At 39.4% G+C, this 13,914-nt stretch carries 16 protein-coding genes and 1 other RNA gene; 11 read left to right on the forward strand and 6 right to left on the reverse strand.

Going from position 1 to position 13,914, the window contains the following annotated elements; all coding sequences use genetic code 11:
* On the forward strand, window positions 1–2,957 hold a 2,957-nt coding region (locus ACIF8R_RS16875), incomplete at its 5' end, for a YadA-like family protein (RefSeq protein WP_396482094.1).
* Window positions 2,958–3,013: 56 nt separating this feature from the next.
* On the forward strand, window positions 3,014–3,796 hold the full coding sequence (locus tag ACIF8R_RS16880) for an OmpA family protein (protein ID WP_396482095.1): 783 nt from the start codon (window positions 3,014–3,016) through the stop codon (window positions 3,794–3,796).
* Between the two features lie 106 nt (window positions 3,797–3,902).
* Here ACIF8R_RS16880 and ACIF8R_RS16885 read toward each other — a convergent pair whose 3' ends face one another.
* The gene (locus ACIF8R_RS16885; RefSeq protein WP_396482097.1) at window positions 3,903–4,487 is read right to left on the reverse strand and encodes a 5-formyltetrahydrofolate cyclo-ligase; all 585 of its coding nucleotides are present in this window, start codon (window positions 4,485–4,487) and stop codon (window positions 3,903–3,905) included.
* Between the two features lie 236 nt (window positions 4,488–4,723).
* On the opposite strand from ACIF8R_RS16885, the gene ACIF8R_RS16890 reads away from it, so the two are divergent.
* From ACIF8R_RS16890 to ACIF8R_RS16900, 3 genes are all read left to right on the forward strand, one after another.
* A complete protein-coding gene (locus ACIF8R_RS16890; RefSeq protein ID WP_396463847.1) occupies window positions 4,724–5,065 on the forward strand; it encodes a hypothetical protein in 342 nt (113 codons plus the stop codon).
* Between the two features lie 107 nt (window positions 5,066–5,172).
* The gene (locus tag ACIF8R_RS16895; protein WP_253861125.1) at window positions 5,173–5,286 is read left to right on the forward strand and encodes a hypothetical protein; all 114 of its coding nucleotides are present in this window, start codon (window positions 5,173–5,175) and stop codon (window positions 5,284–5,286) included.
* Between the two features lie 76 nt (window positions 5,287–5,362).
* The gene (locus ACIF8R_RS16900) at window positions 5,363–5,683 is read left to right on the forward strand and encodes a hypothetical protein (RefSeq protein WP_367592741.1); all 321 of its coding nucleotides are present in this window, start codon (window positions 5,363–5,365) and stop codon (window positions 5,681–5,683) included.
* Window positions 5,684–5,804: 121 nt separating this feature from the next.
* On the opposite strand, the gene ssrS is transcribed toward ACIF8R_RS16900, so the two are convergent.
* The 3 genes from ssrS to ACIF8R_RS16915 form a co-directional block, all read right to left on the reverse strand.
* Window positions 5,805–5,989: non-coding RNA, 6S RNA (gene ssrS / locus ACIF8R_RS16905), on the reverse strand.
* Window positions 5,990–6,181: 192 nt separating this feature from the next.
* Window positions 6,182–6,466: a cell division protein ZapA gene (locus tag ACIF8R_RS16910; protein ID WP_288420635.1), complete on the reverse strand. Its 285-nt coding sequence runs from the start codon at window positions 6,464–6,466 to the stop codon at window positions 6,182–6,184.
* The gene (locus tag ACIF8R_RS16915; RefSeq protein ID WP_253860784.1) at window positions 6,463–7,023 is read right to left on the reverse strand and encodes a hypothetical protein; all 561 of its coding nucleotides are present in this window, start codon (window positions 7,021–7,023) and stop codon (window positions 6,463–6,465) included. Before ACIF8R_RS16915 ends, ACIF8R_RS16910 begins: the two co-directional genes overlap by 4 nt.
* Before the next feature lie 64 nt (window positions 7,024–7,087).
* Between ACIF8R_RS16915 and ACIF8R_RS16920 the strand changes: the two genes are divergently transcribed.
* The 5 genes from ACIF8R_RS16920 to ACIF8R_RS16940 all read left to right on the forward strand — a co-directional run bounded on the left by ACIF8R_RS16920 (window position 7,088) and on the right by ACIF8R_RS16940 (window position 12,039).
* Window positions 7,088–7,720 carry a UPF0149 family protein gene (locus ACIF8R_RS16920; protein WP_031996835.1) on the forward strand — a complete coding sequence of 211 codons (633 nt, stop codon included), beginning with the start codon at window positions 7,088–7,090 and terminating at the stop codon, window positions 7,718–7,720.
* 67 nt (window positions 7,721–7,787) lie between these two features.
* The gene (pepP, locus tag ACIF8R_RS16925) at window positions 7,788–9,110 is read left to right on the forward strand and encodes a Xaa-Pro aminopeptidase (protein WP_288420634.1); all 1,323 of its coding nucleotides are present in this window, start codon (window positions 7,788–7,790) and stop codon (window positions 9,108–9,110) included.
* A 30-nt stretch (window positions 9,111–9,140) separates the two neighbouring features.
* Complete coding sequence (gene ubiH, locus ACIF8R_RS16930) at window positions 9,141–10,349, forward strand: 2-octaprenyl-6-methoxyphenyl hydroxylase (RefSeq protein ID WP_396482100.1); 1,209 nt, start codon at window positions 9,141–9,143, stop codon at window positions 10,347–10,349.
* Window positions 10,346–11,578, forward strand: a complete 1,233-nt coding sequence (locus tag ACIF8R_RS16935; protein ID WP_396482102.1) for an FAD-dependent monooxygenase — start codon at window positions 10,346–10,348, stop codon at window positions 11,576–11,578. Before ubiH ends, ACIF8R_RS16935 begins: the two co-directional genes overlap by 4 nt.
* A 209-nt stretch (window positions 11,579–11,787) precedes the next feature.
* Window positions 11,788–12,039, forward strand: coding sequence for a hypothetical protein (locus ACIF8R_RS16940; protein WP_033852997.1), 252 nt, complete (start codon window positions 11,788–11,790; stop codon window positions 12,037–12,039).
* Between the two features lie 52 nt (window positions 12,040–12,091).
* On the opposite strand, the gene ACIF8R_RS16945 is transcribed toward ACIF8R_RS16940, so the two are convergent.
* On the reverse strand, window positions 12,092–12,493 hold the full coding sequence (locus tag ACIF8R_RS16945; protein ID WP_272197678.1) for a MerR family transcriptional regulator: 402 nt from the start codon (window positions 12,491–12,493) through the stop codon (window positions 12,092–12,094).
* A gap of 65 nt (window positions 12,494–12,558) precedes the next feature.
* On the opposite strand from ACIF8R_RS16945, the gene ACIF8R_RS16950 reads away from it, so the two are divergent.
* Window positions 12,559–13,200: a cation transporter gene (locus ACIF8R_RS16950; protein WP_396482104.1), complete on the forward strand. Its 642-nt coding sequence runs from the start codon at window positions 12,559–12,561 to the stop codon at window positions 13,198–13,200.
* A 60-nt stretch (window positions 13,201–13,260) separates the two neighbouring features.
* On the opposite strand, the gene ACIF8R_RS16955 is transcribed toward ACIF8R_RS16950, so the two are convergent.
* The gene (locus tag ACIF8R_RS16955) at window positions 13,261–13,863 is read right to left on the reverse strand and encodes a LysE/ArgO family amino acid transporter (RefSeq protein WP_396482106.1); all 603 of its coding nucleotides are present in this window, start codon (window positions 13,861–13,863) and stop codon (window positions 13,261–13,263) included.
* Window positions 13,864–13,914: the final 51 nt, after the last annotated feature.

The raw sequence follows: 13,914 nt of genomic DNA on the forward strand, positions 1-13,914 counted from the left end.
TCGGTACGGGCACAGCAGCAACCGATGCAGTAAACAAAGGCCAGCTTGATGCGTTAAGTACGTCAAGCAACAACAAAACCGATGCCTTGGGCAACAGCACAGCCAACAATCTGGGTGGTGGTGCAAGCTATGACAGCACTACAGGTGCAGTAAGCTCACCGACCTATACTGTGAATGGCAATAACGTCAATAACGTGGGCGATGCGATCACTGCATTAGACAAAGGCTGGACATTACAAAGTAATGGTACCAATGCGGCTGCAGTAAAAGCTGGTGATACGGTAGACATTGGTACGGTTGCAGGTGAAACGAACCTGAAAGTGACCAAGACCGGCAATACGATTCAGTATGGCTTAAATCGTGATCTGAATATTGACAGTGTAACGGCAGGTGACAGCAAGCTGGATACGAATGGTTTAACCATCACTGGTGGACCAAGTGTGACCAAGACTGGTATTGATGCTGCAGGCAACACCATCAGTAACGTAGCAGCGGGCACCAATGCTACTGATGCAGTAAACAAAGGCCAGCTTGATGCGTTAAGCACATCAAGCAACAACAAGACTGATGCCTTGGGTAACAGCACAGCCAATAATCTGGGCGGTGGCGCAAGCTATGACAGCACTACAGGTGCAGTAAGCTCACCAACTTATGTCACCACTAAAACTGACGGTACAACAGTTAATGCCAACAATGTCGGTGATGCCTTAACTAACCTGAACAATGAAGTGGTTAAACCGATTACCTTTGCGGGTAACAGCGGCAGTGTCGACCGTAAATTGGGTGAAACCCTGAATATCACAGGTGGGCTGACAGCATCTGGCTCGAACTCGAATGTTAAAACGGTTATCAGTGGTAATACCGTTGATATTCAACTTGCCGATGCGCCTGTGTTTGCAGGGAAGCTGACAGCGAACGGACTGGATGCAAATGGTGAGAAAGTTACCAATGTCGGTGCGGGCACAGCAGCAACCGATGCAGTAAACAAAGGCCAGCTTGATGCGTTAAGCACGTCAAGCAACAATAAGACCGATGCCTTGGGCAACAGTACAGCTAATAATCTGGGTGGTGGCGCAAGCTATGACAGCACTACAGGTGCAGTAAGTTCACCGACCTATACTGTGAATGGCAACAACGTCAATAACGTGGGCGATGCGATCACTGCATTAGACAAAGGCTGGACTTTACAAAGCAATGGGACCAATGCCGCTGCAGTAAAAGCTGGTGATACGGTAGACATTGGTACGGTTGCAGGTGAAACGAACCTGAAAGTGACCAAGACCGGCAATACGATTCAGTATGGGTTAAATCGTGACCTGAATATTGACAGTGTAACGGCAGGGGACAGCAAGCTGGATACGAATGGTTTAACCATCACTGGTGGACCAAGTGTGACCAAGACTGGTATTGATGCTGCGGGTAACACCATCAGTAACGTAGCAGCAGGCACCAATGCTACTGATGCAGTAAACAAAGGCCAGCTTGATCATGTAGATAATCGTGTAACACAGGTTACAAATACAACTGCAAGTATCTTTGGTGGTGGTGCTAAAGCTAATACAGATGGTTCAATTTCTAACCCGACTTATAATGTTGCAGGTACAAGTGCAAATAATGTTGGTGATGCTTTAACAGCACTTGATAAAGCAGTTACTGATGCAGGTACGGCAGCGAATGCAGGCTGGACAGTTTCAGCCAATGGTGATGCAGCGACTGCTAAAAAGATCAAACCAAATGGTAAAGTGAATTTTACGGGTGATGATAACTTAACTGTTGCTCAGACTAGTCAAACGGACAATGAAGGCGATATTAAAGTTGCGCTAAACAAAAACTTGAAAGTTGATAGTGTTACGACTGGTAATACCGTTATCGATACGACTGGCGTAAAAGTTGGTGATAACGTCCAGTTAGGATCAACAGGCTTAATCATTGCTGGTGGTCCGAGTATCACTACTTCTGGAATTAGTGCTGGTAATAAAACGATAAGTAATGTAGCCGCAGGTGTTTCTTCTACAGATGCGGTAAACAAAGGACAACTGGACAGCGCAATAAGTAGCATAAACAATAATGTTGGTGCTCTTGCTAATAGTGCTGTGCAGTACGATAAAAATAGTGATGGATCAGTTAACAAAGACTCTATTACTTTAGCTGGCGGTGCTAATGGTACAACCATTAAAAATGTAGCAAATGGTACTGTAGCAGAAGGTTCTAAAGATGCTGTTAATGGAGGCCAGTTATGGACTGTTCAACAACAGGTCGACAAAAATACGGGCGATATTTCAAATCTTCAGACTGACATCAGCAATATTAACAATGGTAAATCAGGTTTAGTTCAGCAAGCTGATAAAGATGCTGCGATTACTGTTGGTAAAGATACTGGTGGCACTCAGGTTAACGTTTCTGGAACAGCAGGTGACCGTACGGTGACTGGTGTTAAAGCGGGAGCAGTTACAGCGACTTCAAAAGATGCAGTAAATGGTTCTCAACTTAATACAACAAATCAGGCGCTTGTAAACTACTTAGGTGGTGGAGCAGGTTATGACAATATTACCCAAAGCTTCTCAAATCCAACATATAACGTAGGTGATCAGTCTTACCACAATGTGGGTGATGCGATAGGTGCATTGAATCAAGCTGACCAAACATTAAATACCAAAATTGATAATGTAAGTAATAAGCTTGAGCAAGCATTCTATGCGACAAATCAACGTATTGATGATGTCGAGAAAAGAGCAAATGCTGGTATTGCTGCTGCGATGGCATTAGAAAATGCACCATTTGTTGCTGGTAAATATACCTATGCTGTTGGTGCTGCATATCATGGCGGTGAAAATGCTGTCGGTGTGACCTTACGTAAAACTGCCGATAATGGTCGTTGGTCACTGACTGGTGGTGTAGCTGCAGCTTCTCAAGGTGATCCAAGTGTTCGTATCGGTATTAGTGGTGTAATTGACTAATTTCGCTAGGCGAGGAAGGTAAGGCCTTCCTCATTCTCCATTTCGAGAGTAAAAATATGAAAAATACAGTTAAAGCGTTATTTATTGCTGTTCTTTCTGGCCTGGCAATGGTTAGTTATGCACAAGAAGAAGCAGTATCTCAAAAAAATGTCACGTTTCCTAAAGTATCTGATAGCTATCTTAAGCAAGTTAAGCGTTATGAGTATGATGACGTTGCGCGCTTGGATTTAGGGCTAAATAAAGACCAAATTCGAGCTTTACTAGGTAATCCACAATTTAGTGAAGGATTATTTGCAGTAAAAGTCTGGAACTATGTATTAGATATACGTGTCCCAAATAGTAATCAATATCAACGTTGTCAGTTACGCATTGATTTTAATAAACAATATTTGGCTGAACGTTTATCTTGGAAAGGTGAGGCATGTGAAGGGTTGATGGCCTGGGGTGAAAACAACCAGCCTCCTACAAATAGCACTGCGGTTAATGGACGTACAGCGAGTGTTTTATTTGCTTTTGATCGATCTGATGCTAGTTCAATACAGCAAGGTTTAAACAATATAGACAATGTTGTCGATCAAATTAAGCAAATCCCATCAACAACACCTATTATTGTTTCTGGATTCGCAGATCCATTAGGTAAGTTTAGTTATAACCAAGAGTTATCATCTAAACGAGCGAATACGGTTGCTAAACTACTTGTAAACCAAGGTGTAGATCCGAATCGTATTCAAATACATGCGAATAGCCAGACTGATTTATATCAGCAATGTTCAGGTGGTCACAATTCTCAACTTATTCAATGTTTAGCACCTAATAGACGTGTTAATATAAGTTGGTAACAGCCTGTCACGTAAGAGTAACCATCCATAAGGTGGTTACTTTTTCGTTTTAAGGGACTAAAAAGTAAAAAGATATATTTAAGGTTCTATAAATTTTCTATAAAAATCATCTTTTAAAATAATAAAAGTGCTGTGGCGTGACCAAACCATCTAAGGGTTGATCCCAGCTTTGACGCACTAATGTGTGTTCAATAAATTGAAATTGATGAGCCAGCCCTAAACGGTAAGGTTTATGCTTAGCACTTGCCAATGTACGATCATAATAACCACCACCCATGCCAATACGTGTCCCGTAGTGATCACAGGCTAAAAGAGGCATAAGCAGTAAATCAAGCTGTGATACATGTTTTCCTCGCGTTGCCATAGGCTCTTTCATACCTAAGGGATGATGAGAAAAACGACGACTTAAATATTGGTTTTTATTGATCTTTACCCATACTAAACGTTGATTCATTGAACAAATCATAGGTAAATAGACTTGTTTATTCTTTTTAAAACAAAGCTTGATCAAAAGATCGGTATGAATTTCACCGAAAGCATGTAGATATAAGCCAATTTTTTTTGAAGAGTGAAAAATAGGAAGAGTATTCAGGAAATGTAATACGCTAAGCTGAGCCTGTTTTTGCTCAAATGGGGTTAAAGAACGTCTTTTAGATCTTAAATTTTTTCTAATAAAACTTAGTTCATTCATGGATAAATCTAACAAAGATTTGAGATCAGTCGTGCAAAATTATACCTATTTTTCTATATTTTCACCGAAATTTAAGCAATATAAAACAATCTAGTTTAATCGATAAAATAAAAATTACTTTCCTTTAGAAAAAGACATCCTTATAAGATTTTTTAGCTTTTTTACGTATTTACAGTATTTATTTACATTTAATCAGGATAAGTATATTTAAAGATGAATATGAAAATGTGAAGTCTATGAAGCTAAAAATTTTAACAGTGATCGTATGCACGGCTTTGCTGAGTGCATGCACGAAACAGGCAGAATCTGAAGCTCCTCAAGTTGACTATAATGCTCAATTTGAAGAGTCTGACCGAAAAATTGGTGAGTTTTTAGATCAATTGGATAACCCCAAAACACCTCAAGAAGTTAAGGTTAAAATTTTATGCCATGACTATCCTGATGTGTATAAAAAACAATATATGCCAGCATTAATAAAAATTTCACCAAAGCCGTATACTGAAGAAAAATTGCTGTCAGATTTGAAAAGTGCAACGGATTACTATAAAGGAACTTTAGGAATAAAATGTGATAATTAAAAATCTGTTGTTTATCACATAAAAAATAATAATTGTGAATTGATTGGCATTATTTAGTTGTGCTAAATTTATTCCTGCTAATTATTTAAATTTTCATTGGATTTGAAATGCAAATTTTAAAATTTTTGCAGAGTTTTAATACGGTTGGCACCTACTTAACGCTTGCTTCTATCTTGTTAGTGGTCATGATGGTTTACTTTTATGTCATCAATCCCACCTGAACATTTTGAAAGAAAAATCTTTTTCATTTATTCGTTTTATTAAATGGACATTTAATAATAAATATAGGCTAGGGGTATGAAATTTAAAATATTATTGCTAAGTTTGATTGCCTCGGGTTGCTACGCTACTGAAAACACAAATGATCCGGATATTTGTAATGTCGTAAAAAAAGTTGCTTATAACGTGATGGAAGCACGACAACAAAAAGTGCCTTCACAAGATTTACAACAAATTGCTGATGGGCTTACAGATGAAAAGGCAAAGCAGCTTTATCAAGACTTAATTAACTCAGCTTATGCTGCCAAAGTATTTAAAACAAGTTTCTTTAAGCGTAAAGCCATCGAAGATTTTCAGACAGGGTGGTATCAAGAATGCTTAAATAGAAACGAAAAATAATATGCGTTTAATTTTTTAAGTTTAGCTAATTAATTATAAGAAATAAAAGGAATAGACTGACGGTTCTGTCTAGAGTGCTTAATTTAAATAAAAATTATATTTCTAATCATTTAATAAAAATCAATGCTCCGAAGATGCCGCTGCATGTGTCGTTACCCTGAACCCGACGAGTTCAAGGTGGACGCGACGTATACTTGCTGGGTTTCCTACTCGAAGGTAGGCATACACTCTAAATATACAGAACGCAATCCATAAGTTTAAGTATCGGCAGGGGAATAGACCCGCTGGCGAACATCCCAGAGATAGCTTAAGTATAACCGATCTTATTCAGTTGGCAATCGTCTGAGTTTATTGAACTGTAAAGTTAGTCTTCATTTGATGAAGCTTTGTACACTAAAAGTATATATAACAATCATGAGGTACATAAGAGACCCTCAATACAAAAATGCCTTGCACTATCAATGAATAGAGCAAGGCATTTTTATTATCAGAAGTTAATTAAACTGTTTGTTCAACATCTTCCAAAATAGCCTGTAATAGGCGTTCACAATGCGTATATTCTTGCAAAGATTTATTAAGGCTTAACACTTCTTGGGTAAGCTGTAGAGCAACCATAATGACAAGTTTATTATGCTCAACGCGAGGGGCACTACGGCGCATATCGTTGAATTTCTCATTAAGAAGTTCAGCTGCACGTTCAAGCTCATCTTTTTTATCTGATGTCGTTGCAAGCCTAAATGTTTGCTCAATCAGACGAAGCTCTACCATGACTTGTTCACTCATGATTGTGTCTCCTCACCAGCTTCAGCATTTGGATGAGCAAGTTGCTGAATTTCTTGCGCATTTTGATCTTGAGCTGTACCTAAAATTGCTAAACGTTGAATAATTGCTTCAACTTTTGCTTTGGCAAGTTCATTTTTTTGTAACAAACGGTCACGGTCTTGCTGCAAATCATGTAACTCTTGTTGAGTTTGACGTTGGTGTGACTGAAGTTTTTCTTTAGTGACGCGTAACTCATTACGCTCAGCCAAAATTTCTTGAAAACGATTTTTTAAATCGGTCGTACTTTTTTCTAGGCGGCTGTAACGCTCTGCAAGTGTGTTAGCATCTTGATTCAATTGTTGAAATTGACCTTGTAACTGAGTGAGTTGCTCAGTTAATGTCTCAATTTCCTCTTGTTTTTTAGTGATGATGCTATTTTTTTGCACAACTTGTGCGTGATGCTCTGTTTCAGCTAGTTGTTTAGCTTCCGAGAGAGCAGAATTTTCACTCTCTAGATGATGTAAGCGTGTTTTTAAAACGCCAATATGCGCTTGTAGCCGCTGTAATTGTTCTAACATAACGAGGTCGCACAGAATTGCAATCAAAGGTAATATATACGAAGTATAGAGATTGGATAAACGAATGCAAGACGATATTTCAGGCTGGACAGAATGGAACGCTCATTTTGAAGGAATTGAAGAAATTTCAAGCCCTAGTGAGTTACATGGTTTACTAACAGGTATTGTTTGTGTGACAGAAGCACCAACGCGTGAAGAATGGACACAAATTTTAACAACACTTAATGTTCCTGATTTAAATGAAGAAGCTTTAGCGCTTTTAACTGATGAAACCGAAGATGTAGCGCATGCATTGTCGGAAGATGAATTGGACTATTTACCAATGCTTCCAGATGATGAGCATACGCTTCAAGACCGTGTACAAGCATTATCAGACTGGTGTGCTGGCGTTGTACTTGGTTTTGGTTTGGCATCGGGTCATGTACGTGCTGATGAGCGCGAATTAATTGAACATCTACAAGATGTAGCAGCAGTAGAGTTTGAAGATTCTGATAATGACGAAGAAGGCGAAAGCAGTTACGAAGAATTGTATGAATTTGTACGTCTTATTCCAGTGAGCTTATCTATTGGTAGAAAGAAAGTAACAGTTGCTGAAAGTTCATTATTGAAAAACTTTTATGCAAAAAGTAAAACTTCTGCTGTAGGCACTGCAGATCAAAATATTGTAGAAATGTTTACACCACATCGCCCAAGTTAATTGAGGCGATGTGTTATTGGCTGTGTTTAATTTTTTGACTTTAAAATTCTAAATCAAGTAGATCATTATGAAATTACCTCAAGCTGATTTTCAACATCGCAGAAATCGTCTAGCAGAAAAAATGGGTCCAAACAGCATTGCGATTATTGCAACGCGTGAGGAAATGTACCGTAATCGTGATGCGGATTATAAATTCCGTGCCGATAGTAGTTTTTTCTATTTGACTGGTTTTGCAGAGCCTGAGGCAGTTGCTGTCATAGAAACCTTTGATGATGTTACAGACTATAGCTATAGTCTATTTTGTCGTGAACGTAATCGTGAGATGGAAATCTGGAATGGTTACCGTGCTGGAATTGATGGCGCAATTGAAGAATATGAGGCAGATGAAGCCTATGCGATTGATCTGCTTGATGAAGAAATTATTGAAAAATTATTAAATAAAGAACGTCTTTATTATCGAATCGGACACAATGCTGCATTTGACGCCAGAGTAAGCCAATGGATTAAAAAAGCAAATGCAGAGCACCGTCATGAAGCTGCTCCAGCTCAGTTAGTTCAACTTGATCGCATTGTTGATGAAATGCGTTTAATCAAGTCACCGCAAGAAATTGAGCTAATGCAAATTGCTTCAACAATTAGTGCTAAGGCACATACTCGTGCAATGCAAACTGTTCGCCCCGGCATGATGGAATATGCACTTGAAGCCGAGCTTAATTATGTATTTGGGCAAAACGGCTGTGTGCCTTCTTACAACAGTATTGTTGGTGGCGGTGCCAATGCTTGTATTTTGCACTATGTTGAAAATAACCAGCCTCTTAAAGACGGTGATTTGGTTTTAATTGATGCTGCATGTGAATATGAGTTTTATGCATCGGACATTACCCGTACTTTTCCGGTAAACGGAAAATTTAGTCCAGAACAAAAAGCATTATATGAAGTGGTATTGGCATCTCAATATGCGGCGATTGATGCAGTACGTATTGGTAATGCCTACCGTGAACCTCATGAGGTTGCGGTCAAAATTTTAACTGAAGGCTTAGTTGATTTAGGTTTGCTCAAAGGTAATGTGAGTGAGCTTATTGAAAATGAAGCATATCGTCAGTTTTATATGCATGGTACAGGCCACTGGTTAGGTATGGATGTACATGATGTCGGTTCTTATAAAAAAGATGACGAGTGGCGACAATATGAAGAGGGCATGGTCGTTACTGTTGAACCAGGTTTATATATTGCGCCAGATGATGAAACAGTAGATGAAAAATGGCGTGGTATTGGTATTCGTATTGAAGATGATGTGGTCGCAACGTCAAAAGGCCCACGAGTTTTAACTGCCGATGTAGTTAAAGATATTGCAGACATTGAACATTTAATGGCGCAAGCTAAAGCATAATTAAACGTATTCGCCAAAGGAGCAAACTCGATGCAACAACAAGTGATTATTGTAGGTGGGGGTATGGTGGGTTTGAGCCTTTCCCTCATGCTGGCGAAGGCTAATATCGCAGTCAAGCTATTAGAAGCTGTGAAATACCCAAACTATGATGATCAGAATGTTGCCCCTTACCATTCTAGTTTCGATGCACGTAATACGGCTTTATCACGTCGTAGCGTACAGATTTATCAGAAGCTAGGGTTATGGGATGCATTACAACAACATGCTACCCCAATTTTGCAGGTTCACATTACTGAGCAAGGCAGTTTTGGTAAAGCACGTTTAGTTGCAGAACAAGAAAAAGTCGAAAGCTTTGGACAAGTCATTGAGAATGCGTGGCTCGGTCGTGTTTTATTAACTCAAGTACGCCAACAACCTTTGATTGAGCTAATTGATGGCGTACAAGTCACTGCTTTAACTCAAGATGCTGAACAAGTATATATCGAAGCTCAGCGCGGTGATGAACTTTTAAAGCTTGAGTCAAAATTATTAATTGCAGCAGATGGGCGTGATTCTTTCTGTCGTCAAGCAATTGGTGTGGGTGTTGATGTCCATGACTATGATCAGGTTGCGATCGTTACGACTGTTCAAACTTCAAAGCCACATGAGCATGTAGGGTTTGAGCGTTTTAGTGCATTAGGGCCTTTAGCTTTATTGCCATTACCGGGTGAATACCGTCGCTCAGTGGTATGGCCTGTTAAAAAGGGCACTGAAGATGAGTGGTTGGGCGAAGAAAACGACCAACACTTTTTAGATGCTTTGCAAAAAACTTATGGTGACCGAGCGGGTAAATTTGAAAAAACGGGTAAGCGCTTTAGTTATCCGCTTTCACAAGTGCTTGCGCATAAACAAGCGGTTGGACGCGTTATTTTAATGGGTAATGCAGCACACACTATTCATCCTGTTGCAGGGCAAGGTTTTAATTTATGCCTACGTGATGCAGATGTGTTGCTACGTTATTTGGTAAACCAGTTAAGCACATCTGATGACATTGGTAACCCAGATAATTTACTTGCCTATGAACAAGCCCGTTTATCTGATCAACAACGAGTGATTAAGTTCTGCGATACTGTCGTTCGTGGTTTTAGTAATCAAAATCCATTATTAAAATTAATTCGTAATACGGGATTAATTGCATTTGATGTAATTCCGGGTGTTAAGCCACTGGTAGCGAACTATGCAATGGGGCTAAAAGCATGAGTGAAGTGTTAGATGTCGTTATTGTTGGTGGTGGACTAGTTGGGGGCTTAACTGCTTTATTACTTGCACAAGGTGGTGTACAGCCTACGGTGCTTGATGCTGCCCCTGTACTTGATATTGAAAAAACATTAAGTGTGATGAACCCACGTGTTTTAGCACTTAGCCAAGCGACTATTCATTTACTTAAAACAGTGAATGTTTGGGATGATTTGGCACGTCAAATGCCTTATACCGGCATGCAAGTGTGGAATTTAAATGGCTATGGTGAAATTAATTTTGGCCATGAGTCTGTACAAAGGCCAATGCCAGAACAAGCCTTGGGTTCTATGGTTGAGCCAAGCGTATTGAATGTTGCCATTCAACAAAAAATGCTTGAGCAGTTAACAGATTATCGTACTCAAGTTCGCGTTACCCGTATTGAGCAAGGTGTTGGGTGCTGGCATATTCAACTGGCTGATGGTTCTACGCTTAAAACTAAACTACTTATTGGTGCAGATGGTGCAAATTCATTTGTACGTGAGCAAGCTTTTATTGACCTCGACGTACTAGATTACAAGCAAGCAGCCATTAGCTGTGCAATAAAGACTTCTAAACCTCATCACTATGTTGCTCGTCAACTCTTCTTACCTACAGGGCCTTTAGCATATTTGCCAATGGCGAGTCTTGAAGAAAGTGAAAACGGCTACTGGCAGTCCATTGTCTGGACACTACCAGATGATTATGCCGATGAATATTCAGCTTTAAGTGATGCTGAGTTTATGCAACTTCTAACCCGTGAAAGCCAACATATGTTGGGTGAAGTGCTAGATGTTCGTTCAAGAGCACAATTTCCATTGAAAGCGCGTGCTGCAAAACAATACATTAAAGCTGGCCTAGCCCTAATTGGTGATGCAGCTCATGTTATCCATCCGCTTGCTGGGCAAGGGGTGAATATTGGTTGTTTAGATGCTGCAGTACTTTGTGATGCACTACTGCATGATTTAGGTCGTGGCGTATGGGCGCATGAACAAACCTTAATGCGTTATGAGCACCGCCGTAAAGGACAAAACGATGCGATGATGCATAGTATGTCGGCAATTGGTTGGTTAGAAAGTTCTGAGCTATTCCCATTTATTTGGGTCAGAAATGCAGGGCTTAAGCAGGTTGAACAAATTTCGTTCTTAAAAGAGCGTTTTATGCAACAAGCAAACGGTTTAGGGGCTTTACAAAACACCCTGTATAGTCGTTAAAATAATTACGAAGTTTATGCTCTACTGGTCTAAATAAATATCAGTAGATATTTTTTAAACAATCATTTATATATCATTACCAAATCGGTCAGAAAAGATACGGATTTGACCAATTTGGCTCTTTGCTAAATGCAAAGAGATTGCTAAATTTCTGAGGTCTCAAAGACCATAGCGATGATGCAATACAAATCATTGTGGGGAGTGTAAATATGACAGATATCAATGATTATGAAGATGCAGAAGATTCTGCTGTAGATGAAGATGAAGCCAAAGCGGCTGAGAGTGGCGCGGCTGATGAAGAAGCAGGCAACTTAACTGATGCTGATCTTGCTGAAGCAGAAACGCTTACCGTAACTGCGAAACAAAAACAGCGCCAAGCATTGGAAGATGAAATTGCTGCGTTTTTAGCTCGCGGCGGGAGAATTACTGAAGTTCCGCCAGACGAACATAGCGACCTTTAATAATAAAAAAGCATCACATGAGTGATGCTTTTTTATTGGCTTTTAGGTTGAGTTAAAGGTTATTTTGCAGTTCTTTTAAAATGCCGCATTCATCTACTGTACGGTCGGTCGAGCAATGTCGTTTTAAATCGATGAGTGTTTCTTTTAAAAGCAAAAGTCGTTCAATTTTTTCCGATACTTCAATCAAATATTTATTCACCAAATTATCAACTTCCGTACAAGCCTGTTTAGGCTGAGCTTTCATTTCTTTTAGCGTTTTAATGTCGTTGAGAGAAATATCTAATTCGCGGCAATGCTTAATAAACAATAGGTCCGCGAGTGTTTGATCTGTGTAAACACGATAATTATTTTCTGAACGCTGAATACGGTCCAGCACACCTACTTTTTCGTAATAACGAATAGTATCGATTGGGACATCCGCTTTTTTTGATAATTGGCCAATAGAAAGACTCATAAGACTTGACTCTGGAGCTACTCAAGGGTTTTTAATCACTATAAAAGAGTTTTTGAGGAAATAAAATGGCTGGATGTGGATGTGCTTCAACATGTTCTCCTACAAAGAAAGTAAGCCCGCGCTTTAGAAAAGCGTTATGGATTGCTCTTGTAATTAATGCACTCATGTTTGTAGTTGAAATAGTAGGTGGTTATAAAGCCCAATCTGTTTCACTATGGGCGGATGCACTAGATTTTGCCGGAGATGCTGCAAATTATGCTTTGTCTTTAGTTGTACTTTCGATGAGTCTTTATTGGCGCGCAACCGCAGCTCTTGTTAAGGGTATTACGATGGCCGCTTTTGGTTTCTTCGTCATTGCAAAAGTGGTATGGTCATTTTTTCATGGTGTTTCACCTGAACCGATGGTCATGGGGGCAATTGGGGTAATGGCTTTAATTGCTAACGTTTCGGTTGCTTTAATGCTTTATGCATTTAGAGATGGTGATGCCAATATGCGTTCTGTTTGGCTGTGTAGCCGAAATGATTCTATTGCCAACATTGCTGTTATTTTTGCTGCTGTAGGCGTGTTTGGAACAGGCACTGTATTTCCGGATTTATTGGTAGCCTTTGTGATTGCATACTTAGGTGTATCTTCGGGCTATGCTGTGATTAAGCAATCATTACAGGAACGAAAACAGTCAAAGGTGATGTTGGGTTCACAGGTTTAATTTTGATTGCATAAATAAAAAGTACCATTTAAGTATGGTACTTTTTAGTGTTTGAATGCATTAGATGAGAAGTGAAATTGCAATACTCCACATAACACAACCAATAAGAAAATCTAAAATTTTCCAAGCTTTTGGATTGATAAATAGTGGTTTTAATAATCTTGCACCATAACCCAAACTGAAAAAGAAAATCCAAGAAGCAAGAATGCTGCCCAAGGCAAAACTGATTTTATCTTCTAGCTGAGTTGCAACCGACCCCATCAGTACAATGGTGTCTAAATAGACGTGTGGATTTAGCCAAGTAAAGGCAAGACAGGTTATAAGTGCTTGGGTTAGAGTCTGTTTTTGACTGCCATCAAGCTCCATGCCTTGATTCGTTTTAAACGCAGCATAAAATGCTTTTGCACCGTAGACGAATAAGAATGTTGCCCCTAAATATTTAGCGACTGTGATTAAGATGGGAGATGCTGTCATAATTTCGGCAAAACCTAATACACCACAGGCGATTAAAATCGAGTCAGACAAGGCACAGATTAAACATAACCAAAATACATATTGCTGTTTAAGCCCTTGCTTTAGAACAAAAGCGTTTTGAGCACCAATTGCTACAATTAGACCGCTACCAATACCTAAACCTTTAAAAAATACACTCAGAGAAAGCATAACCATTAAGCAGAAAAAATCAGATGGGGGAATTATCTGACTTTTTATTAA

The sequence above is a fragment of the Acinetobacter sp. ABJ_C4_1 genome (genome assembly GCF_044538495.1).
GTDB classification, from domain to species: Bacteria; Pseudomonadota; Gammaproteobacteria; order Pseudomonadales; family Moraxellaceae; genus Acinetobacter; species Acinetobacter nosocomialis_A.